The sequence below is a fragment of the Collimonas pratensis genome, from assembly GCF_001584185.1.
GTDB classification, from domain to species: Bacteria; Pseudomonadota; Gammaproteobacteria; order Burkholderiales; family Burkholderiaceae_D; genus Collimonas; species Collimonas pratensis.
Map to the genome: position 1 here is coordinate 4,341,232 of NZ_CP013234.1, position 21,940 is coordinate 4,363,171.

The 21,940-nt window shown below is 54.2% G+C and carries 19 protein-coding genes; 9 read left to right on the top strand and 10 right to left on the bottom strand.

Annotated features, from left to right (window positions below; all coding sequences use genetic code 11):
* Window positions 1-151 precede the first annotated feature (151 nt).
* On the top strand, window positions 152-1,765 hold the full coding sequence (locus tag CPter91_RS19290; protein WP_061942991.1) for an FMN-binding glutamate synthase family protein: 1,614 nt from the start codon (window positions 152-154) through the stop codon (window positions 1,763-1,765).
* Between the two features lie 52 nt (window positions 1,766-1,817).
* On the opposite strand, the gene maiA is transcribed toward CPter91_RS19290, so the two are convergent.
* The 7 genes from maiA to dusA all read right to left on the bottom strand — a co-directional run bounded on the left by maiA (window position 1,818) and on the right by dusA (window position 8,366).
* Window positions 1,818-2,480 carry a maleylacetoacetate isomerase gene (maiA, locus tag CPter91_RS19295; protein ID WP_061942993.1) on the bottom strand — a complete coding sequence of 221 codons (663 nt, stop codon included), beginning with the start codon at window positions 2,478-2,480 and terminating at the stop codon, window positions 1,818-1,820.
* A 10-nt stretch (window positions 2,481-2,490) separates the two neighbouring features.
* Window positions 2,491-3,186: a fumarylacetoacetate hydrolase family protein gene (locus tag CPter91_RS19300; protein ID WP_061942995.1), complete on the bottom strand. Its 696-nt coding sequence runs from the start codon at window positions 3,184-3,186 to the stop codon at window positions 2,491-2,493.
* A gap of 48 nt (window positions 3,187-3,234) precedes the next feature.
* Complete coding sequence (locus CPter91_RS19305; protein WP_061942997.1) at window positions 3,235-4,425, bottom strand: pyridoxal phosphate-dependent aminotransferase; 1,191 nt, start codon at window positions 4,423-4,425, stop codon at window positions 3,235-3,237.
* Between the two features lie 314 nt (window positions 4,426-4,739).
* Window positions 4,740-5,213, bottom strand: coding sequence for a transcription antitermination factor NusB (gene nusB, locus CPter91_RS19310; protein ID WP_061942999.1), 474 nt, complete (start codon window positions 5,211-5,213; stop codon window positions 4,740-4,742).
* Between the two features lie 152 nt (window positions 5,214-5,365).
* Window positions 5,366-5,851, bottom strand: a complete 486-nt coding sequence (gene ribH / locus CPter91_RS19315; protein WP_061943001.1) for a 6,7-dimethyl-8-ribityllumazine synthase — start codon at window positions 5,849-5,851, stop codon at window positions 5,366-5,368.
* Between the two features lie 155 nt (window positions 5,852-6,006).
* A complete protein-coding gene (gene ribBA, locus CPter91_RS19320) occupies window positions 6,007-7,119 on the bottom strand; it encodes a bifunctional 3,4-dihydroxy-2-butanone-4-phosphate synthase/GTP cyclohydrolase II (RefSeq protein WP_061943003.1) in 1,113 nt (370 codons plus the stop codon).
* A 242-nt stretch (window positions 7,120-7,361) separates the two neighbouring features.
* Window positions 7,362-8,366 (bottom strand): tRNA dihydrouridine(20/20a) synthase DusA, encoded by a 1,005-nt coding sequence (gene dusA / locus CPter91_RS19325; RefSeq protein WP_257722456.1) that lies wholly within the window; start codon window positions 8,364-8,366, stop codon window positions 7,362-7,364.
* Between the two features lie 120 nt (window positions 8,367-8,486).
* Here dusA and CPter91_RS19330 point away from each other — a divergent pair, with 120 nt between their 5' ends.
* The 7 genes from CPter91_RS19330 to CPter91_RS19360 all read left to right on the top strand — a co-directional run bounded on the left by CPter91_RS19330 (window position 8,487) and on the right by CPter91_RS19360 (window position 17,563).
* Window positions 8,487-9,518: a site-specific integrase gene (locus tag CPter91_RS19330; RefSeq protein ID WP_061943005.1), complete on the top strand. Its 1,032-nt coding sequence runs from the start codon at window positions 8,487-8,489 to the stop codon at window positions 9,516-9,518.
* Window positions 9,519-9,529: 11 nt separating this feature from the next.
* Window positions 9,530-9,736, top strand: a complete 207-nt coding sequence (locus tag CPter91_RS19335; protein ID WP_061943008.1) for a hypothetical protein — start codon at window positions 9,530-9,532, stop codon at window positions 9,734-9,736.
* A 722-nt stretch (window positions 9,737-10,458) separates the two neighbouring features.
* The gene (locus CPter91_RS19340) at window positions 10,459-11,046 is read left to right on the top strand and encodes a PAAR domain-containing protein (RefSeq protein WP_061943011.1); all 588 of its coding nucleotides are present in this window, start codon (window positions 10,459-10,461) and stop codon (window positions 11,044-11,046) included.
* A 9-nt stretch (window positions 11,047-11,055) separates the two neighbouring features.
* Complete coding sequence (locus CPter91_RS19345; protein ID WP_061943013.1) at window positions 11,056-11,697, top strand: T6SS effector amidase Tae4 family protein; 642 nt, start codon at window positions 11,056-11,058, stop codon at window positions 11,695-11,697.
* Window positions 11,698-12,663: 966 nt separating this feature from the next.
* Window positions 12,664-13,959 carry a hypothetical protein gene (locus CPter91_RS25930; protein WP_205631620.1) on the top strand — a complete coding sequence of 432 codons (1,296 nt, stop codon included), beginning with the start codon at window positions 12,664-12,666 and terminating at the stop codon, window positions 13,957-13,959.
* Entirely contained in the window at window positions 13,959-16,205 is a 2,247-nt protein-coding gene (locus CPter91_RS19355) for an ATP-binding protein (RefSeq protein WP_061943017.1), read from the top strand. The genes CPter91_RS25930 and CPter91_RS19355 overlap by 1 nt, the downstream gene beginning before the upstream one ends.
* 2 nt (window positions 16,206-16,207) lie before the next feature.
* Window positions 16,208-17,563 carry a hypothetical protein gene (locus CPter91_RS19360; protein ID WP_150119753.1) on the top strand — a complete coding sequence of 452 codons (1,356 nt, stop codon included), beginning with the start codon at window positions 16,208-16,210 and terminating at the stop codon, window positions 17,561-17,563.
* Window positions 17,564-17,870: 307 nt separating this feature from the next.
* On the opposite strand, the gene CPter91_RS19365 is transcribed toward CPter91_RS19360, so the two are convergent.
* Genes CPter91_RS19365 through CPter91_RS19375 form a run of 3 tightly spaced genes read right to left on the bottom strand, consistent with a single transcriptional unit; the run spans window position 17,871 to window position 20,859 of the window.
* The gene (locus CPter91_RS19365; protein ID WP_061943021.1) at window positions 17,871-18,080 is read right to left on the bottom strand and encodes a DUF2116 family Zn-ribbon domain-containing protein; all 210 of its coding nucleotides are present in this window, start codon (window positions 18,078-18,080) and stop codon (window positions 17,871-17,873) included.
* On the bottom strand, window positions 18,077-19,129 hold the full coding sequence (locus CPter91_RS19370; RefSeq protein ID WP_061943023.1) for a phage portal protein: 1,053 nt from the start codon (window positions 19,127-19,129) through the stop codon (window positions 18,077-18,079). Before CPter91_RS19370 ends, CPter91_RS19365 begins: the two co-directional genes overlap by 4 nt.
* A complete protein-coding gene (locus CPter91_RS19375) occupies window positions 19,126-20,859 on the bottom strand; it encodes a terminase ATPase subunit family protein (protein ID WP_061946433.1) in 1,734 nt (577 codons plus the stop codon). Before CPter91_RS19375 ends, CPter91_RS19370 begins: the two co-directional genes overlap by 4 nt.
* Window positions 20,860-21,098: 239 nt before the next feature.
* Between CPter91_RS19375 and CPter91_RS19380 the strand changes: the two genes are divergently transcribed.
* Window positions 21,099-21,917 carry a GPO family capsid scaffolding protein gene (locus CPter91_RS19380; protein WP_061943025.1) on the top strand — a complete coding sequence of 273 codons (819 nt, stop codon included), beginning with the start codon at window positions 21,099-21,101 and terminating at the stop codon, window positions 21,915-21,917.
* Window positions 21,918-21,940 lie beyond the last annotated feature (23 nt).

Sequence of the window (21,940 nt, forward strand, 5' to 3'; positions counted from 1 at the left end):
GCAACCGATTGGGTTGTAGGACAAACGGAAGAGCCGCGGGCGCAGAGACGGCCATGAGTGTGTAAAATTGTCAGCTTGCCACTGCCGAAACGCCTTTCCCCTAGGCGAACTGCATGCAGCAGCAATCACCAGCGATAAAAGGAAAGAAATCATGAAAGTCAGTCGTTACCTAAGTTTCTGGATAGTGCTGTTGCTGACGGTGGCGCTCGTCGCTGCCGCCGCTGCGGGCAAGATTGCCTGGTGGTGGGCGGTGGCGCCGGCGCTGTTGAGCGCGCTTGGCATATGGGACATGAACCAGCGCAGCCACGCAATCCTGCGCAACTATCCGCTGATGGGGCATTTCCGTTTTCTGTTTGAAATGATCCGTCCGGAAATGCGGCAGTATTTTTTCGAAAGCGATAACGACGGTGCGCCGTTCACCCGCAAGGAACGCAGCCTGGTCTACCAGCGCGCCAAGGGTGAAGTTGACAGCCGACCGTTCGGCACCGAACTGGATGTCAAGATGCGCGGCTATGAGTGGGTCGGCCATTCGCTGTCGCCGACCATCATTGCCAGCCATGATTTCCGCGTCACGGTGGGCGCCGAGCGCGCCCAGCCCTATTCGATGTCGGTGTTCAATGTCTCGGCGATGAGCTTTGGCGCCTTGTCTGCCAATGCCATCCGCGCGCTCAATCGCGGCGCAAAAAAGGGCGGCTTTGCACATGACACCGGCGAAGGTTCGATCTCTCCGTATCATCGCGAATTCGGCGGCGACCTGCTGTGGCAGATTGCATCCGGCTATTTCGGCTGCTGCAATGGCGACGGCAGTTTCAATGAAGAAAAGTTCGTGGCGCAGGCGACCGCGCCGCAAGTGAAGATGATTACGGTCAAGCTGTCGCAAGGCGCCAAACCTGGCCATGGCGGGGTTCTGCCGGCAGCCAAGATCACGCCGGAAATTTCGGCGACGCGCGGCGTGCCGATGGGAGTCGACTGTATTTCTCCCGCTACGCATTCCTCGTTTTCCAATCCTATCGGCTTGCTGGAGTTCATCCAGAAACTGCGTACCCTGTCGGGTGACAAGCCGGTCGGCTTCAAGCTCTGCGTCGGCCATCCCTGGGAATTTTTCGGCATCGTCAAAGCCATGCTGCAGACTGGCATCCTGCCTGACTTCATCGTGGTGGATGGCTCGGAAGGCGGCACCGGCGCGGCGCCGCTGGAATTCGTCGATCACGTCGGCATGCCCTTGCAGGAAGGCTTGCTGCTGGTGCACAACGCCTTGGTCGGCGCGGGCCTGCGCGACCGTATCAAGATCGGCGCAAGCGGCAAGGTGATCACTGCCTTCGACCTGGCGCGTACTCTGGCGATCGGCGCCGACTGGTGCAATTCGGCACGCGGCTTCATGTTTTCGCTGGGTTGCATCCAGTCGCAAAGCTGTCATACGGACCGCTGTCCGACCGGTGTGGCTACGCAAGATATCGGCCGTCAGAAGGCGCTGGTGGTGCCGGACAAGGCCGAGCGCGTGTACCGTTTCCACGAAAGCACCCTGCATGCGCTGCAGGAACTGGTGCAGGCGGCGGGCCTGCCGCACGCTTCCGCCCTGCGCGCGCATCACATCGTGCGGCGCACCTCGGATCACGAAGTGAAGTTGATGTCTGACCTGCTGTCATACCTGCAGCCGGGCGATTTGCTGAACCAGAATTACCGCTATCCAGTGTTTGCAAAATACTGGCCAATCTCGCGCGCAGAAAGTTTTCATCCGGCGGAGCCGATCCAGGCCGCAGCTTGAAAAAAAGCCAGGACTCTTGCGAATCCTGGCTTTTTTAATGGCCCGCCGGTCCTCAGGCTTCGGCGTCCGGCTGGTTCTGCGGCGCCGCCTGGATAAAGGCATCCAGCTCCTGGCAGTTCTGGTAAATCCGCATCAAGGTCGGCATCGCCTCCAGGTTGCACTTCAAGCGCTGGGCATTGAATATCTGCGGCACCAGGCAGCAATCGGCAAACGTGGGGGTATCGCCGAAACAGAACTTGCCGGTCCGGCCATCGCGCGCCAGGGTTGTTTCCAGCGCAGCCAAACCGCTCTCGCACCAATGGCGGTACCAGGCGTTCTTGGCATTTTCGTCGACCTTCAGTTCGTGCACCAGGTAACGCAGCACGCGCAGATTGTTGATCGGATGAATATCGCAGGCAATCGAAAGCGCTATGCTGCGCACAAAAGCACGGTCCAACGCCGCCGCCGGCAGCAAGGCCGGTGCAGGCTGGACTTCTTCCAGGTATTCCAGGATCGCCAACGATTGCGTCAACACGGCCTGGCCGCCGGCTGCTTCCTCCTCGACCATGGTCGGCACCAGGCCATCGCTGTTCAAGGTGCGGTACATCTGGCTCAGCTGTTCGCCGCCGTGCTTCAGCAGATGCACCGGCACGGTATCGTAAGCCATGCCCTTGAGGTTCAATGCGATCCGCACCCGATAGGAGGCGGAGCTGCGAAAATAACTATACAGTTTCATCGGTATCAGCCTAGACCAGACGCACGCGCAGCTCACCGACGCCGGCAACCGAGCCTTCCAGAAAATCACCCTTGCCCACCGCCGCCACGCCTGCCGGCGTACCGGTAAAAATCAGGTCGCCGGCCTGCAATTCAAAATAAGCCGACAGCTGCTCGATCGTTTCAGCGATGTTCCAGATCATCTGACTGATATCACCTTGCTGGCGCAAAACGCCGTTGACGTTGAGATGGATATCTCCTTGTTCGATCAGGCCGCTGGCGCCGGCCGGCTGGATCGCGGAAATCGGCGCCGAATAATCGAAGCCCTTGCCGGTGCACCATGGCCGCCCCAATTTCTTGGCCTCGCCTTGCAAATCGCGGCGCGTCATGTCGAGCCCGACTGCATAACCCCAGATGTGCTTGATGGCTTCTGCCGCAGGGATGTTCTTGCCGCCGGTTGACAAGGCCACCACCAGTTCGATTTCGTGGTGCAGGTCTTGCGTCATCGATGGATACGGCATTTCACCGACGCTGCCGGCGGCAACCGGCAACACGGCGTCGGCCGGCTTCATGAAGAAGAACGGCGCCTCGCGGCCGCTGCTGCCCATCTCCTTGGCGTGCTCGGCGTAGTTGCGGCCTACGCAGTAGATGCGGTGCACGGGGAACAATTGATCACTGCCGGCGACGGGTACCGCAGCGGCTGGTTTTGGCGGGAAAGCGAAGTGCATGGGAGCTCCTTTTTCAATACTGCCGAGATGCCGGCAGCGGACAATGTCTCAATTCGGTATTGGCTTCTGACTGATGTACTGGCCCAGGCGGCGCACGGCTTCCTGCAGGTTTTCCATCGAGGTTGCATACGACAGGCGGATATAGCTGCGCGCGGTATGCGCCCCAAAATCCAGGCCCGACACCATGCTGACGCCAACCTGGTTGAGGATATCCTTGACCAGTGCGTCGGCATCCTCGCCGTCCTTGAGCAGCGCGCTGCAGTCGGCGTACACGTAAAAGGCGCCGTCCGGTATCACCGGTACCTTGAAGCCCAGTTCAACCAGGGCCGGCACCAGATAGTCGCGGCGGCGCTTGAATTCCGCCTTGCGCGTTTCATACAGGGCCAGCGAATCCTTGTCGAAACAGGCCAGTGCCGCGTGCTGCGCAATCGAGGACGGACAGATGAACAGGTTCTGCGCCAGCTTTTCAATCGGCGCCACCAACTGCTGCGGCAACACCAGCCAGCCAAGACGCCAGCCGGTCATGTTGAAATACTTGGAGAAACTGTTGATGACGATGATGTCGTCGCCCAACGACAGCGCGGAAAACGGCGCCTCGTCGTAACTCAGGCCCTGGTAGATTTCATCGACGATGGAAAAGCCGCCCTTGGCGCGCACGGTGGCGATGATCTTGCCCAGTTCACCATGCAGGATCGAGGTGCCGGTCGGATTCGACGGCGAGGCCAGCAGCACGCCACGCGTATCCTCGCCCCAGTGCTCGCGCACCATCTGGTCGGATAGCTGGAAGCGTTCGGCCGGGCCGCTGGGTATCATCTTTGCGCGGCCGTCGAAGGCGGCAACGAAATGGCGGTTGCAAGGATAGGAAGGATCAGGCATCAGCACTTCGCTGCCCTTTTCCACCAGGGCCGCGCAAGCCAGCAGCAGAGCGGCGGAAGCGCCAGCCGTGACGACGATGCGAGCGGGCGCGATATCCAACCCGTAGACCTGTCGGTAGTGGCCGGAGATCGCCTCGCGCAGCGCTGGCAGGCCGGTGGCCGAGGTGTATTGCATCTTGCCGTCGGCCATGGCTTTGGCGGCCGCCTCGATCACCAGCGGCGCTGCCGTGAAATCTGGTTCGCCGATGCCCATGTGGATGATATGGCGGCCCTGCTGTTCCAGCGCTGCCGCCATTTTTGCCAGTTCCATCACATGGAACGGTGCGATGTTATCGAGACGTGAGGCTAGTGTAGTGTTTCGCATGTAATGGCGCTTAAGAAATGGTGTATTTTCGCGCCAGGCTAGGCGGATGGCCGCCCCGCGCAAATCGGAGCGATAGCGGGACTATCGCGAGGATTTGCAACGACGCATGGCGCGAAAAGACGCGGTCAGCTTGACGCCGTTTATTAAGTGTCATTATGTGCGAAACACTACACTAAGTGCGAGAATGTCATGAACAGATTTTCCGATTGGCGAGCCGCGCCCGGTAGCCGGCGGCTGTTGTCGCCTGAAACATCAGGGACCGCTATCGCACATCATGCCCGATGTGGCGCGGCCCCGCTTGCAGAGACAGATTTTCAGGATTTCTTGCCGGCGCTGATCTCGTCCGCGCGCACTTTGGCGGCAAACTTGTCCAGCACGCCGTTCACATACTTGTGGCCGTCGATGCCGCCGAAGGACTTGGTCAGTTCGACAGCTTCGTTGATGACGACGCGATAAGGAATCTCGACGTGGTTCTGCAATTCGAAGGCGCCGATCAGCAAGGCTGCATGTTCCACCGGCGACAGTTCCGTGATCTTGCGGTCGATCAGCGGCGCCAGGCCAGCGCGCAAGGTGACGACATCCTTGATGGCACCGTATAGCAGCGAGTTGAAGTGCTCGGCATCGGCCTTGTCGAAGCCGTGCGCCTGGCGGATATGCTCGCTGATGGCAGTCACGTCTTCATTGTTCAACAGCCATTGGTACAGGCCCTGCAACGCGAATTCGCGCGCGCGGTGACGCGGCGTGCGGCTCTTGCTCGGATTGGCGTGCAAAGTTTTGGTGGTGGTCATAGTTTTTCCAGCTTGGGTTGCTACTTGTTTATCTGCATTTCATCTCTGGCCGGCGCCCGGCCAAGGCGTCGGCTTGCAGATCATCTGAACGTATTTAAAAATTACATTGTGCACGTAGCGATGCAGCCACGCATCGCCGCTACTGCGCAGTCTTACTCTTCGCCGGTGGCTTCGGCCAGTTCTTCCAGCGCGATCGCAAGATTGGCCATTTCCACCGCGACGCGCGCGGCATCGGTGCCTTTCTCTTCCATGCGCGCTTCCGCCTGCTCGTCGTTCTCCGTGGTCAGCACGGCGTTGGCGATCGGGATCCCGGCATCCAGGCCGACGCGGGTGATGCCGGCGCCGGATTCGTTCGACACCAGCTCGAAATGGTAAGTCTCGCCGCGGATCACGGCGCCGATCGCGATCAGCGCGTCGAACTGCATGGTTTCCGCCATCTTCTGCAGCGCCAGCGGGATTTCCAGGGCGCCCGGCACGGTGACGTGCAAGACATCCTCATCCGCCACGCCAAGGTGCTTCAGTTCCGCCAGGCAGGCCGCCAACAGACCGTGGCAGACATCTTCGTTGAAGCGGGCTTGCACGATGCCGATGCGCAGATCAGCACCGTCCAGGTTGGTTTCGTAAACTCCGACTGTCATGGCTTTCCTCTTATGCGCACCAGGCGCTTTTTCATTCAAATTGATTACAAAAATGCCTTGCTACACATCGCTGCTGCCGGCTGCTACCGGTTGTTTCCATCTGCTGCTGTTGCGAGGGCACTACTAAAAAACGTTAATGCTTGCCGCCTGCCCGTTCAGGCATTCGGCTTGTTCTGGTAGCCAGTGATTTCCAGGTCATAGCCGGTCATCGATGGCATCTTGCGCGGGCTGGCCAGCAGTTTCATCTTGCCGACACCAAGGTCTTTCAGAATCTGGGCGCCAATGCCGTAGGTGCGCAGGTCGACCCGCGGCGGTGGCGGCTTGACGCCGCTGCAAGCGGCTTCCAGCGCCGCAAACTTGGCGAAGATCTGCTCGGCCGATTCTTCGCAGTTGAGCAGCACCACCACGCCGCAAGGCGAAGCAGCGATCGCCGCCAGCGCCGATGCCATGTTCCAGGAATGGTTGGTGGCTTCGGTTTCCAGCAGGTCGAGGATGGAGACCGGCTGATGCACCCGCACCAGCGTTTCCACGTCCGGCGACGGCGTCCCGTGCAGCAGCGCCAGGTGGGCGCCGCCGCTAGGCGTGTCGCGGTAGGCGATGGTCTTGAACGTGCCTTGCGCCGTGTGCGTGGTGCGCTCGGCCAGGCGTTCAACGATACTTTCATGCTGGCCGCGGTAGTGGATCAGGTCGGCGATGGTGCCGACCTTCAAGCCGTGCTCCTTGGAAAATTCCAGCAAGTCGGGTAGACGCGCCATGCTGCCGTCTTCCTTCAGGATTTCGCAAATCACCGCGGCCGGCGTCAAGCCCGCCATCTCGGTCAGGTCGCAGCCGGCTTCGGTATGGCCGGCGCGCATCAACACCCCGCCCTTGCGCGCTTTGATCGGGAAGATATGGCCCGGCTGCACGATATCGCCAGCCTTGGCGTCGCCCGCCACGGTCACCTGGATGGTGCGCGCGCGGTCGGCGGCGGAGATGCCGGTGGTGACTCCCTCGGCGGCCTCGATCGATACCGTGAAATTGGTGCCGTAGGCGGTGCCGTTGCGGCTGGTCATCATGCTCAGGTTGAGCTGGTCGCAACGCTCTTCGGTCAAGGTCAGGCAGACCAGGCCGCGCGCATGGCGCACCATGAAGTTGATCGCATCCGGCGTGACGAAATCGGCGGCCAGCACCAGGTCGCCCTCGTTTTCGCGATCTTCTTCATCCACCAGAATCACCATGCGGCCGGCACGGAGTTCAGCAATGATTTCCTCTGTAGTTGCAATTGACATGTTTCGCCTTGAAGACAGCCGCTGCGGAAGCCTTGTGAGCCATGCCGCGGGCCATGAATTATGTTTAGGTTAATACTTTAAGTAGAATTGTGGCATGCGGACGGCAGCGTCGCCGTCCTTGGCTATGCAAGCATAAGCCAGAGGTGGCTATTTTAAAGGATTTAGCAGACTGAAAATGTTTTACGACTGCTACTTTCCGTAGTTTTACGCTAAAACCTGACGTCGCTGTCGAGCAAGCCTGCTCAGGCCGCCAATGGTTGCATGTTTGCCAATGCATCCAGCAGCAGCTTCGGATCGCCCAGCGCCAGCCGCTTGGAGTCAGACAGCGCCTGCCGGAACGACTTGGCGCCAGGCACGCCCGCCATCAGTCCCAGCATGTGGCGCGTAATGCTGTTCAGACGCAAGCCGTGGCCGTCGCGTCCGTGCAAGGCCAGCTGGCTGCGAATATACGGCAACATCGCCTCGATCACCTCGGCGCGCGTCTTCGGCTGCGCCTCGGCGGCGCCGTAATAGCGCGCATCGAAATCCGCCATCAGATAGGGATTGTGATAAGCCTCGCGCCCCAACATGACGCCGTCGACGTGCTGCAGGTGAAAATCGATTTCGGCGGTAGTCTTGATGGCGCCGTTGATGATGATTTCCAGTGCGGGGAAATCCTGCGCCAGCCGATAGGCGTACTCATACTTCAAAGGGGGGATTTCGCGGTTTTCCTTCGGGCTGAGCCCCTTCAGGATAGCGTTGCGCGCATGCACGATGAAGGTCTGGCAGCCTGCTTCTGCCACGGTGCCGACAAAATCGCGCACGAATTCATAGGATTCGGTCTTGTCGATGCCGATGCGGTGCTTGACGGTGACGTCAATCGAGACCGCATCGCGCATGGCCTTGACGCAATCCGCCACCAGCACCGATTCCGCCATCAGGCAGGCGCCGAATGCACCCTTCTGCACGCGCTCGGAAGGACAGCCGCAATTCAGGTTGATTTCGTCGTAGCCCCACTGTTCGCCCAGTTTGGCGCTTCTGGCCAGGTCGGCCGGTTCGCTGCCGCCCAGTTGCAAGGCGACCGGATGCTCAACCTCGTCGAAATCCAGGTGGCGCGGGACATCGCCGTGCAACAGCGCGCCGGTAGTCACCATTTCGGTGTACAGCCAGGTGTGGCGGGTGATTTGACGGTGGAACACGCGGCAATGGCGGTCTGTCCAGTCCATCATGGGCGCAACAGAAATTCTGCGCACCCCTGATTTCGCCAACTTATCAATGCTGGCGCGGCTTTCAGCGGTGTTTGAAACTATTTGAGAATTCACGAAAATTCACGTTTATTAATGGTTTATCATTCGTCATTGGACAAAAATTGGACAGAATTTAAGGCAATGGCAACTATTCAAAAAATCGGCAAGCGCTGGCGTGCTAGGGTTCGTAAACAGGGTTTTCCAGCTGTAAGCGAAATGTTTGATACAAAAGCACGTGCCCAAGAATGGGCATCTAAGGTCGAATCCGACATGCGGGCGCTGAAATTTCAGGATGAACGTATCATATCAGACCTGACGTTAGGCACCCTGATCGACCGTTATACGGAGGAGATCGGCGCAAAAAAGCCATTTGGCAAGAATAAAACCGCCGTCTTGGCCTCGCTCAAAACAGCACTTGGCGACGTCTTGCTGCCCAATCTGACATCCGACCGTCTTGTTAACTATATTGCAATGCGCAGTACGGGGACCGCTGAACGCCCTGGCGCCGGCGGCGTCACTATCGCTATCGACCTGACCTATTTGGGCGGGGTATTGAAGACGGCGAAGCAGCTTTGGCGGCTGCCGGTCAATCTCGACGCTGTTGCCGCCGCCCGAGCGAATATGGATTATCTTGGCCTGTCGACCCGATCTGAAGAACGGCAACGCCGACCAACACTAGGCGAAATCGAAAGTCTGTGCGCCCATTTTGACGCAAAAAAACGGCAGCGCGTGCCTATGAGCGAATTGATTCACTTTGCAATCGGCACTGCGATGCGTATCGGGGAAATCATCAGACTCAAATGGTCGGATCTGAACGAATCTGATCGGACCATTATTATCAGAGACCGGAAGCACCCGCGTGCGAAGAAAGGCAACGATCAGGAAGTACCGTTGCTGGGCAATACTTTCGAGATCGCAAAGCGCCAGCCTAAGAAGGACGGCGAACCCCGTATATTTCCCGTTACAAATGGCACGGTCAGTACGATTTTCCCTCGGGCATGCAATGCGCTCGAAATCGAAGACCTTTGTTTCCACGATCTCCGACACGAGGGAGTGTCCCGCCTGTTTGAACAAGGTTATAGTATCGAGCAAGTGGCTCTTGTCTCTGGCCACAAGGATTGGAAAATGCTGGCTCGATATACACAGATTCGGGCCAAAGATTTGCATCGATAGGAGGATAGACCGTGAGTTCTGAAGACATCGATCTGGTCGAGTGGTGCCAGCAGGCGCAGATAGAAGCCCGTCGTCAGACTGAGTTATTCAGCTCTGGGGGCGTGAAGGCGATCCTTCAGATGCCAGACGGCACAACCCAGGACATCACGGCCGGTGTGATTAAGCATCAAACTGAAAATATGGCCGTTTTCGAGCGCCTGATTTCCGCTCTTAAGTAATTGTCGCATAACGGAGTGGACTTGAATTCGACAATTGAAACCCGAGAGGACGCCATTCAATGGCTCTGTGAAAAGGGATTTTCTGCGTCCAGGCGCGATTGGAACTACGGAGAGACTGTGTGCGTTTGTGCATGTCAAGATGTAGCGGTAAAGCCTGCAGTACCCGTATTCCGGGGCGTAATTTGTATTCACCCCTACCGTGGAGAATGGGCCTACTCCGACTTATCAAGTCCTGAGACGATCATCTTATGTGGAACGTTGCACAATGCCTCGCACAAAGTAGCGGAACTTTTGATTCAAAAATTGGCGAATGATACAAAGGTGTCTCGTGATGCCGATTGGCGGAGCAAGTAAAGGCGATAGACCATAACAAGTCGCTCTAAAGCTTCCCAACCTAAACGGCTATATATTGCCCTCCTCGGACGCGGGTTCGATTCCCGCCGCCTCCACCATTACAAACCACTCCAGACCGCCGCAGACCTCATAAATGCTAGGGGTTGCAAAAACTGCGAGGTCTGGCGATGGCTCAAAAGGTCTCCATTTTCGCCCAAATTTCGCCCACGTTTCAGATGGGTGATGCCATGGGTGGGTAGTCGACTGCGCTATGGGTCAGGATACCGCCTCTCTAAATATTTTCTTATCTGCAACATAGTCGCCAACAAAATTTTACGTTTTGCCAATACTCTGTAGAATTGCTTCAACAGCAATTATCAGGAATAAATATGGTGATGCGAAAGGTTGTCGTTGTCGGTGATAAAACTACAACAAGCGGTACGATTCTACCAAATGCGAACTCAACTTTTTCAGTCGGCGATGCTGACCACAAGGTTGCGCTCATCGGAGGCCAGGCAACCTGCCTGGCTTGCAAAGGTGTCGGGACCATTGCCAAGGCCGGCGGACCACGTCGGATGAACTTCATGGGTGAAGTGGCACTGGAGGATGACATCGTTATCTGTGGTTGCCCCATTCATCCAAAGCTCGTAGCCAACCTACACCATACAACGACGTTCGACGATGGCGCTGCGTCCCACGCCGCCTCCTCTCCTGGTGCGGAAGCCGTCAAGCCAGCTGAATCATCCAGCGCTGCGACTGCTTCCCAAAGTGCCAGTTTTGACGAAATGCCGCATGCCAAGGTAGACGGGCAAGGATTGGCCGAACATCCATATTTCGTAGAAACCGAGGATGGGCGTACGTTCTCCGGTGTAACCGATTCCGAAGGCAAGATACCGCGCATATCTACAGCCAGCGAGGGTCAATACAAGGTGCATTGGGGCGATGACGCGTTGGCTAAACAAGCCGAAAAAGAGTAAGGACCTCAAATGCCAAATGCACCGACCATCATCAAGACCAACAGCACTAAAAATTCAGTCAAGGAAGTGAATCTCAAAACGGTTTCCTTCCAGGAACTGTGGAGCAACTATGTAACAGGCGACCCTTACAAGGTCGATGGGAAAGTACCAGACGGCTTTGATAATCAATGTGCAATCCGCATGAGCGCGACCTTCCACAAGCTGGGCATTGATATGAAGTCGTTCTCATCAAAGGTAGTCAAGCCCGAAAATGGAGAAAAGAGCATAGGCCGCATTTTGCTAGACGGTAAGCCAACAGCCACCCGCGCCAATGAACTTCGCCAGTGGCTTAATCTGCATCCGATACCCAATATCTATAAAGCCGAGAACATCACGGGTGCGGACTGGCAATTTAAAATCAAAGGTCGCACAGGCATTGTTGCATTCGAGGGTTATTGGCAGCGCGACTCCGACGGGGGAAGCGATACAAGCGGCGGTCATATTGATCTGTGGAACAAAACCACACTAACGCCGTCTGTTGAATCATTCTTGCGGTTTCGTGCCGGCATAAACCGTGTGCCGAATCCGCTGGCGTTCCTTCGTGGTCGAGAGGGGAATTGGTATTCTGACCTTGGTAAGTCAAAGCAGATTCTGTTTTGGGAAATAAAATGAAGAGATTCGGGATTGCTTTCGCAGGCTTGGCATTTGGGTTGTTTTTAACGTGGCTATGCCTCTACGGCTTTAGCCATATCAACTGGCCAGCCCCTCGTACCCGCCCCCACGGATGCTATGAAATCGATCATTGCGCAAAGCACTGGTGGACATATCCAGCGTTCTTCGGAAGTATCTTCGGGCCAAGCGTCGCGTTTTGCTTGTTGAATGCGTTTGCTTGGAAGCGTTGGACGGTACGCAAGTGGGGATGGTTTTTTGGGACATTCGTAGTGCTGACGGTGCTTTTCTATTCGGCCGGATTTTGGACGCCACTGCTAGGCTGATGATCAGTGAGTATCTGGAATCGGTACTCACTTTCCAGTGACAACGTCCGGCGCTGGCAACTCGACAAATCAAACTGAGGCCGATGGCAGCGCTGGCCAGTCAATCACTCCTGGGTAGCCAGCCCCACACCACCATCTCTGCAACGAGAATGTCGTCAAGAGTGCGCAGGATAAGATGAGGGACGCTTGGTGACGCGTTGAACTCAGGTCGGAAACCGCCAATATCGCGCCGACGAATTTCTTCCTCGGTCCATCCGACTGCGCGGCCATATTCCCTGATGGTCCTGGTTTGGGTTATTCGCCCGCACATGCGTCGCTCCCAGCAAGGTAACAAGGAATTTATTATGCCCCTTACCCCGATCCTGCAAAATCCGGTAGGGTTCGGAATCTATGTTATGTTTATGGCAAATTAATAACCAAGAACAACAATTGGTGAATGAAAACATGGCCATGAACGCGGCAAACTTGGCAGAATTGCGCGCATACGAGGATAGTAGAAGTCAATGGGCCTTTTGCCGCCGGCAGATCTTGAACCAGCCAACTGCAACCAAAAGCCATTAATTTAGTTTATTTTGTACAACTCTTCGCTGCATAATAGACCCAATTCGGCATTGCGTTATCACAACATATAGGGGGAGCGAATATGCTCGACGATTACATCGGTTATACCGGCGCGGCAGACGTTGCATGCAAAGACCTAAGCGATGTTCCGCATAATGCCACTTGGGACACAGGAGATGAGCGTGAACTTAAAATGCATCGGATCCACTCTTACCCTGCAAAATTCCCCGCATTTATTACCAGTAAAGCTCTTGAATACGCTCGAAGAAAAAATGTAAACGTTGAAAAAATCGCAGATATTTTTTGCGGCTGTGGAACTGTGGCGTTCGAAGCGCAGAGAGAAAAACTGGCTTTTTGGGGATGCGACCTCAACCCAGTAGCCACATTAATAGCTCGAGCGAAGAGTCACACATACAACACGGCATGGCTACATCGCTACAACACGGAAATTGAAGCGTCATTTAAGACTGTTAGTCGGGCTGTTGGATTATCACGTTCAGCAAGCGCACGTCTGCAATATTGGTTTCCTGACGCTCAAATGCGAGATTTGGCGCGTTTAAAGAATGCAATACTTCGAACCATTCCCTCAGAATCGCATTATCGCGATTTCTTTTTATGTGCCTTTTCCAACATTCTCAAATCGACTTCAAGGTGGCTTACAAAATCTATTAAGCCTCAGCTTGATCCTGAAAAAATACCTGCAAAAGTCTTGCCTGCGTTTCAGAATCAGGTGAAATTTATGATTCGCGCTTTCGAAGAATGCCCTCCGCAATCGAATGCCAAAACCACGATTTCCACATCAAATTTTTTATCTTCCTCAAATAATTCGATTGAATTGGTCGACATGATCATAACCAGTCCACCATATGTCACTTCGTATGAATATGCCGATCTTCACCAGCTGTCATCGCTCTGGCTAGGATTTACCGAAGATTATCGTGATCTACGTAACGGATCAATTGGCTCCACTCAGCATGATTTTAATTTTAATCGCGAGGTGAAACGTCTCAACAAAAGTGGCACCGAAATAGTATTTCGTTTGCTATCTGAAGACTCGCGCGCGGCAAAATCAGTGGCAAAATATTATCTCGACATGCAACAAGTAGCGTTGCGTTGCGCCTCCGTTGTACGTCCTAAGGGACTCGGTGTATTTGTCATAGGAAATACTTGCTACAAAGGTGTTCCCATAAACAACGCTGGCCACTTGGCTGAAGCTTTACTCGATGCAGGCTTTGCCAAAGTATCGATTGCCAAACGCAGGATAACGAACAAAATACTCACGCCGTACCGTACCCCAGCGGGCCGTTTCACTCGATCTAATTCGAGTGCGAATACGGAGATTTACAGTGAAGAATTCATTCTAATCGCGGAACGCTAATGTCTAAAGAAAATTATCAGATTCGCCCATTCGCCAGATTGCTGACGATGTTGGGTGAGCAACTCATTAAAAATGAGCGAATCGCACTCGCAGAACTTGCTAAAAATTCTTATGATGCAGACGCATCATGGGTAAAAATATCATTTCTCGATTTCACTGCTGATTTTCAGGCGGATGACACATCACGAATAGTGATCGAGGACGACGGCGGTGGGATGTCTTTAGAGATAATTAGGGACCATTGGCTACGCCCCGCCACTCCCGTTAAAAAAATCGGAAAGCAGTCCGATGATACGACGCCAAAGGGTCGAAAAATCCAGGGCGAAAAAGGGATTGGGCGATTCGCAATGCTTAAGCTGGGGAAAAAATCAGTCGTAACAACGCGCCCTAGAGGCGGCAAAAAAGAGTTCATTATTAATTTTGACTTCAGTCGATTTGACGATGATTTTTTAAGTGAAAATGGGACGACAAAAGAACTATATTTAGACCAACTTTCAATCGAGGTTGACGACAGAACCGCCACTGAAATAACGAGTAAAGATATTACCCTGGGCGGCCACAAGATCGTGAGAAAACCTCACGGCACACGAATTGAGATTTCTGATTTAAAAGGCGTCTGGAACGAGAAAAAAGTTCGAGATGTTTTCAGAGATTTAACGCGTCTTCAATCCATTTTCGATAAAGCGGTTTCTGTAGAGAGTGAAAATTTCGATGATGAAAAAAATTTCTCTGTCTATATTTATGCCGATGAAGAAGAACAGCCATTTGCGTCGCAATACGTCGGGCGCCTGCTGACTCTTCTGGATGACAGCTCTGTTTTTAGAATCGAAGATGGCGCGTACGATCAAAAGAAAAGAGCATTTAGTTTTAAACTAAACGGTCAACCACACGTCCTCAGCTTAAATGATCCAGACATAACTGGAATCCGCGTCTTCCGTGAACACTTTGGAAAAGCTGCGGAAGAATTAAAAAAACGCCAAACTGAATGTGGATCTTTCACATTTGGATTTTACGTTTTTGACTTCAGCGCTGGTGCTGAGCCTAAATATCTATTAGACAAGCAAGATAAAGAACTCATTAAGGATCACCGAATATATTTGTATCGCGACGGGATTCGTGTTTATCCATATGGTGAGCCCGAAGATGACTGGCTTCGTATCGACCAGTACAGAGGCACAATTAGTGCCGGTCAGTTTCTGAGCAACGATCAAGTTGTTGGCTATATCAATATCTCCGAGAAGGGAAATCCTGGTCTAAAAGACAAAACCAATCGTGAGGGTTTGATTGAGACTGGCAATCCAACGGACGATTTTATTTGCTTGCTTCAAACGTTTCTTGCGTTCGTGCGTGCCAAACCATATGCGCAGTATCGGATGAGTCTCTTGGATAAAAAAATTGTCAACGTCGTCAAAGAGGAGCAGGTACAAAAAGACTTTGGCGAATTAAAAAACGCAATAAAAGATAATAAAAACGCGGTAGCAATATTAGACAAAGCTGAAAAACGTTACAAAGCTGAGCGTCAATTCTTAATTCGACGTGCGGAGACAACAGAAGATCTAGCTGGCGTCGGACTTTCAGTAGAAACTGCCTCTCATGACATTACTTCAGTCATGACAAAAGCGCTTGAAAAGATGGATGGGATGATCAGAGTTGGCACAAATAGAAAAAATCTTGATCTAGACAGTCTCTTCGATGCACTCGCGACAGTCCGCGGTATGATGGGTTTTATTGACGCGCAGCTGCATGACATTCAGTTGTTGTTCCGCTCTGCAAAACAACGTCGTCGAGACATTCGTGTTCGTGACGTGCTCGATAAAGTGGTAAAGATCTACGAAAACTCAATACGCAAAGCAAAAATAGAATTAGAGATCGAAGTAATTGGCGGCCCCTTGGTCGCAAAGACGACCGATGCCGTCTTGCTTCAGCTTCTTTTAAACTTATTCGACAATGCCGTTTTTTGGTTGGATTCAACCGATACCGTAAATAAAAAAATAAAAATACAACTGGATGGAAAAGAAGGCCTTCTCATTTTCTCAGACAACGGCCCCGGGATTCGCGCTGAAGATGCTGAGTATATTTTTGAGCCTTTCTATTCTGGGAAAGGCGAGGAAGGTAGGGGGCTCGGGTTGTATATCGCACGTCAATTACTCGAACGACATGACTATTCGATTGAGCTCGCAGACATAAAAGCTCACAAAATTATGCAAGGGGCGAATTTCGTCATTAGCTTCGTCAAGGGGAAGTAAGCATGCATAATTTATCAAGCCTGTTTCATGGAATTACGGTTCTTATTGACGATGAAGTAGCGGACCCTAATTCATCGATTAGCAAACTGGCAGATCAGATCGAAGCAGAAAATTGCCATGTAATTCGCATTCCAAAATTGCCAACAGATGCACAATTGGACTCTTTGACTGAAGCTGCTTTTTTTATTTTGGATTGGAATCTTTACAACATTGCGGTAGATGCAGAGTTAGCTGACGAAATGTCCGGTATTAAATTGCCTGAAGGATTGAGCAAAGAGCATATCCAAGAAAATATTGCATTTATTAAAAAAATACGCGAACGCCGATTCACTCCAATATTTATTTTTACTAATGAAGACATTGACACTGTCAAACGAGTTTTAGAAAAAAACAAACTTTATTTGAACGGGCCAAGTGATCACATTTTCGTTCAGAAAAAACGTACAGTAATTGAAAGTGGAGTTTTCCATATTCTTTCGGAGTGGCTTAAGACGCACCCCAGCGCCTACGTACTAAAGCGTTGGGAAGCCGCATATATGAAGACACGCAACGCGTTCTTCGTTGATTTTTATTCATTTAGCAGGCTCTGGCCCGTAGTTTTATGGAAGACTTACACTGCCGATGGGGTTTCTGAGGCAGCAGAACTAACAAATGTGATTGGCCGAAATATCCTATCGAGATTGGCTCCCGTCCAGTTTTCTTCTGAAATTTTAGCATCCGCCGCACACTTCGACGCATTGAAAACTGAGGTCTCATCAAAGGAAGTTCGCGATGTATTAGAAGGTGAGCGTTTTATTCGAAATGATCGGCTGCAAGCGGACGTTTCCGTGGGCGACATTTTCAAGTACAAACAAAAATATTTCATTAACGTTCGACCGGAATGCGATTGCGTCGCACGGGATGGGGAAAGTGCAGACTCGATAGAGCTCTATCTAGTTAGAGGAGATGCAATCCCTGAAGACAAGCTACACGACAGTTATGCTAGCGAATTTGGTAACTTTAAAGAAACGGATACAACAAGCGTGGTTTTCGCTATGGGAAATGGCGTAACAGTGCGCTTTCAGTTTAAAGCCTTAAAAATTGCGTCTTGGGGGGAGTGGAAAGGTAGGCGGATTGGTCGTCTAATCCCCCCTTACAGTACAAAAGTCCAGCAACGTTTCGCGGCATTCATTCAGCGCATCGGTCTTGGTCGTATTCCTGAGCATGCAATTAACTTCCCCACGAATGGACCGACTAGCTCAGCGACCGCAGCAATCTCTGCATCTTCAAAGCAGTCTAAATCGCGTCAAAATATTTCAGGGATATTTGAAATTTCCCTGAAAAAAATACAAAATTTGCTTCGGTCCTATGGAGCGTAACACGCTCCCTCTACCTGGTCCAGTCGCAGGGGTTCAGATCAAAAGTGCGTCATTTTGCGTCACGCTGACGCAGCCAATTTCCCCGCCAACCCCGCGTGGCTTGAAGACTTGGCGTTTTTGCGAACTGCGTTAAAAGCAGTGCATTTAACTTCCACCGCAGGCGTGGGGGGGACTACGTTTTAAAGGTCGCTGCCGGCGTCTTTTTCATGACAAGACGGCATTGTCAGGACGTTAAAAAAGCCGCACAGGGCGGCTCAGATCGATGCAGGCGCCGCCGTTACGACATGGCGGCGAGGCAGGTATACCGTTAGCGTCCGGCGCGCCTGAGCGCCTCCTGTTCTTTCTGATAGTCGTCCCGGCAATCCGTATTGCAGAACAGCGCCCCATGGGCGACATCATCATCACAGTAATGGCAATGCCCGTCCGCCTCCAGCTTGGGCGTGCGGCGCGCATGCGCCATGGCTGCTTCGATGTCCTTTGCAATGCGCCACTCGGCGCGGTCTGCTACGTCGCTCATGCTGCCTTCCCTTCCATGTTCTCTAATGTGTAGTCGTTAAATTTCACTATCTCTTCTCCCAGCCATTCGTTAATCATTAAAAAATGCGATTGCAGCGGCACCAGCTCGTTACGGGCGAACACCTTGGCCGCCGGCTCCACGGCGCCGAAGCCGCCGGCATTGCTCGGCATGATCCCCATCAACTGCGGCGGCACGCGGTGCGCCGCTAGCAGGTCGTCGCGGGTCACGCCCTTGATGTTGAAAAACTCGTCCTTGGCCGCGACCTCGGACACCGGCAGGATCTGGATGCCGTCTTTCTTGCCGCCAGGTGCGTACATGAAGACGTTGCGGAAATTGCCCGGCCCCTTGCTGTCCTTCAGCGCATTGCGCAGCTTGTCCACGTCCTTGATGTCCTGGGCGGCGTCGGTCATGTACAGGATGAAGCCGGCGTGAGAGCCGTTCTTGTAGTACTTGCGCCGGAACAGCGTGGCCGATTCGTTGAGCCAGGCCGACTGCAAGGCGGACAGGTATTGCGGCAGGCCGTAGACCTCCTGGTTCACATCCGGGTCCATCAGGTGGAACACGGCGCCCTTGGCAAACTCATGTTCCTGCTGCCAGCCGGACACAAAAAAATAGGTGTCGAGATCCTTGCCGCGTCGCATGTACTTGGCAAGGGAGTGCTTCATCTGGAGGATCTGCCCGGTACGGCTGGCGCGCTTCTCCAGGTAGGCATTGCCGAAGGTCAGGAAATCCAGCGTGAACCGTTTAAACGCATCCCGCGATAGGCATTTGTGCGGCACAAAGGTCGACGTCAGTATGTTGGCCTTGAAATGGATGGCGCTGCTGTGGTGGACGCTGGAGTTAAACGACTTCGCCAGGCCTTGCCAGCTGACTGGCGGTTCGTACCAGCGACCATTGAGCCAGCACTCCAGGCTTTCCATGATGTCGGCATGGTCCAGTACCGGCGTCGGGTCGCCAAAAGCGAACGCCTCCACGGACGATGCTGGCGCCACCTGGTCGGGCGGCGCCGGCGCGGTTTGTTGGGTACGTTTGAATCGTTGTTTCTTCATGAGGTAAAAATCTCCATAAATGAGGTAGTGGCTTTCGATACGCCTTCGATTGGCTCGTGGTCGAGCGCATGCATACAGGCCCAGGCCAAGTCGGCGTGGCCGGTTTCGTCGGTGCGGCCGGCGTCATACGTGACCTGGCGCCCGCTGGCGGTAATGGTTTTGCGGATCGCCATGAAGGCTTGCGCCAGGTCTGTGGCGCCGGCGTCGAATTCCAAGCGGCCCTTGCTGATGACGTCCTTGGCCTTCAAGACCATGCGGGTCTTGACCTCGGGCGAATAGTTGATCGCAGTCGCGTTCGGGAAAAACTGTTTTACGATGGGGAAAACACCGATACCCATGCCGGTCGTGTCGATGCCGATGTAGTCGACCTGGTAGCGCAGCGTCATTTGTCGGATGGCTTCGGCCTGGGCGGCAAAATCCATGCCGCGCCATTGGTGGCGCTCCAGGACGCGGAACTTGCCGCCGACGACCAGCGGCGGCGCCAGCACCACGCAGCCGGCGCTGTCGCCGGTCAGTGACGGGTCGTAACCAATCCAGACCGAGCGGTAGCCGAACGGGCGCGCAGCAAACGGTTTGACGTCTTCCCACGCTTCCCAGGAATCGACCATGCAGCGTTGCAGCTCGGCGAGTGGAAATATCGATGCGGTGTCATCGATAAAATTACACATCAAGAGGTTTTCAAACTGGTCCGGGCTGTACTCGAAATTACGCAGGCGGTCGATGTTGAACAGGTTGCAACCGCCGCGCTCGGCATCCAGGATGGTCACGATCTGGCGCCAGATCTGGTCCTGGCCGGTAAAGCCGTTCATCAGCTTGGCGTGGGTTACATCGATCTTGTACTGATCGGCTTTGGATCTGCCCTTGTTGAACAGCTCGCCGGTCCAGAACGGATACGCCTGGTGCGTGGTCGATGATGGCGTCGAAAAATAGGTCTTGCGCCATTTCTCATGCAGCGCCATACCGGACGCGACCTTGTTCAGCTCCTGGAAATTGTGAGTCCAGAAAAATTCGTCAAAGTAAAAATTGCCGTGATAGCCCTGGGCTGTGCGCGAATTGGTCCCCAGGAAATACAGATGGGCGCCATTCGGCAAAATGATCGGGTCGCCGGACAGGCTGATGCCGGCGGCGTCCTGGGCGAACTGGACGATGTATTGTTTAAAAACGTGCGCTTGCGCCTTCGACGCCGACAGGAATATCTGATTGCGGCCGGTTTCCATGGCGTCGGCCAGCGCCTCGCGGGCGAAGTACCATGTCGCGCCGATCTGGCGAGACTTCAGGATCATGCGCGTGCGCTCATGGCCGTTGCGATACCAGACCTTCTGGTAATCGAACAGCGAATCGCGGAACGCCTCCAGTAGCTGGTCTTTCTGCTCAGTGCTGAAATCGTTGCGCGTCGGCTTCTTCTTCGGGCCGGCGTTGCGGTTGTCCAGGTTCGGATTGAGATCCGCCTCATTGCCGCCGCCGTCATAGCGGCGCTTGCGCGACATCTGCACCAGGGAGCGCGTGAGTAGGTCGATTTCCTTGAAGTCGCTACCGCTTTTTACTTCCTTGTCGATCAGCTGCACCATGCGTGCTTCGATGGTCGATTCCATGCGATCGATCGCCGTCGACAAGTGCCACTTGTCGCGCTCCTTCCAGCTGGCGACGGTGCTGCGTTTGATTTTTAAATGCTTGGCAATCGAAGAGATGCGCCAACCCTGCCAGAACAGGCTACGGGCGGCGTCCCGCATGGCGGCAGGATCATTGGCAACGGTAGTGAACTTTGCAAGCGTGCCTGGCGCGCGCGTGGCGCTGCGTTTGGCTGGCTTAATTTGGACAGGTTTGATTAACATGCCGCCAGCGTAGAGGCCAACGCTCGTAAAAGCCCCTGTCGGAAAGTCGGTAAGACTGTTATCAACCCGCTGCCGATTGTTTCCACATGCAGCAACGCCGACCATGGCGGTATTCGAACTTCCCAAATACCGACACCATGGCAAAGACGACCAGCACCGCACCCACAAAATCCAAATTCTTCCGCGTCGCCGTCGAAGGCGCCACCACCGACGGCCGTGTCATCGACCGCGCTTTCATTGAACAGATGGCCGCGAATTTCGACCCGCAGGTGTATGGCGCCCGCATCTGGGTCGAACACCTGCGCAGCACCTGGGCAGATGGCGCCTTTAAAGCCTATGGCGATGTGACGGCAGTCAAAGCCGAAGAAGTGGAGCTGGGCGGCGTCAAGAAGCTGGCGTTGTACGCGCAGATCTCGCCCACGCCGGAACTAGTCGCCATGAACAAGGCACGCCAAAAAATCTACACCAGCATCGAAATCAATCCGAAATTCTCCGACACCGGCGAAGCCTACCTGGTCGGCCTGGCCGTGACCGACAGCCCCGCCAGCCTTGGCACCGAGGTTTTATCGTTCGCCACCAAGAACACCGGCAACCTGTTTTCGGCGGCGGAGGAAACGACGCTGGAATTCGAGGATGCCCCCCAACCTGAAACCGAAGGAATCAAATTGTCCGACACCCTCAAAAATCTGTTGAATCGCTTCACTAACAAGACCACCGGCGACGATGCGCGCTTCGGCGAGCTGGTCGGCGCCGTCGAAACCCTGGCAACCCATGCGAATCTGAGCGCGGATGAATTCGCGGCAGAAAAGACCCGCGTCGATGGATTGGAAGCGGCCTTGCAAAAGACGAATGAGGAATTCGCTGCATTCCGCCAAAAGGTCGAGTCGACCGACGCGAATGGCTCGCACCGCCCTGCCGCCACCGGCGGCGACGGCCTGATCGAAACCGATTGCTAATCAGCGCTAACCACCCGTCCTAG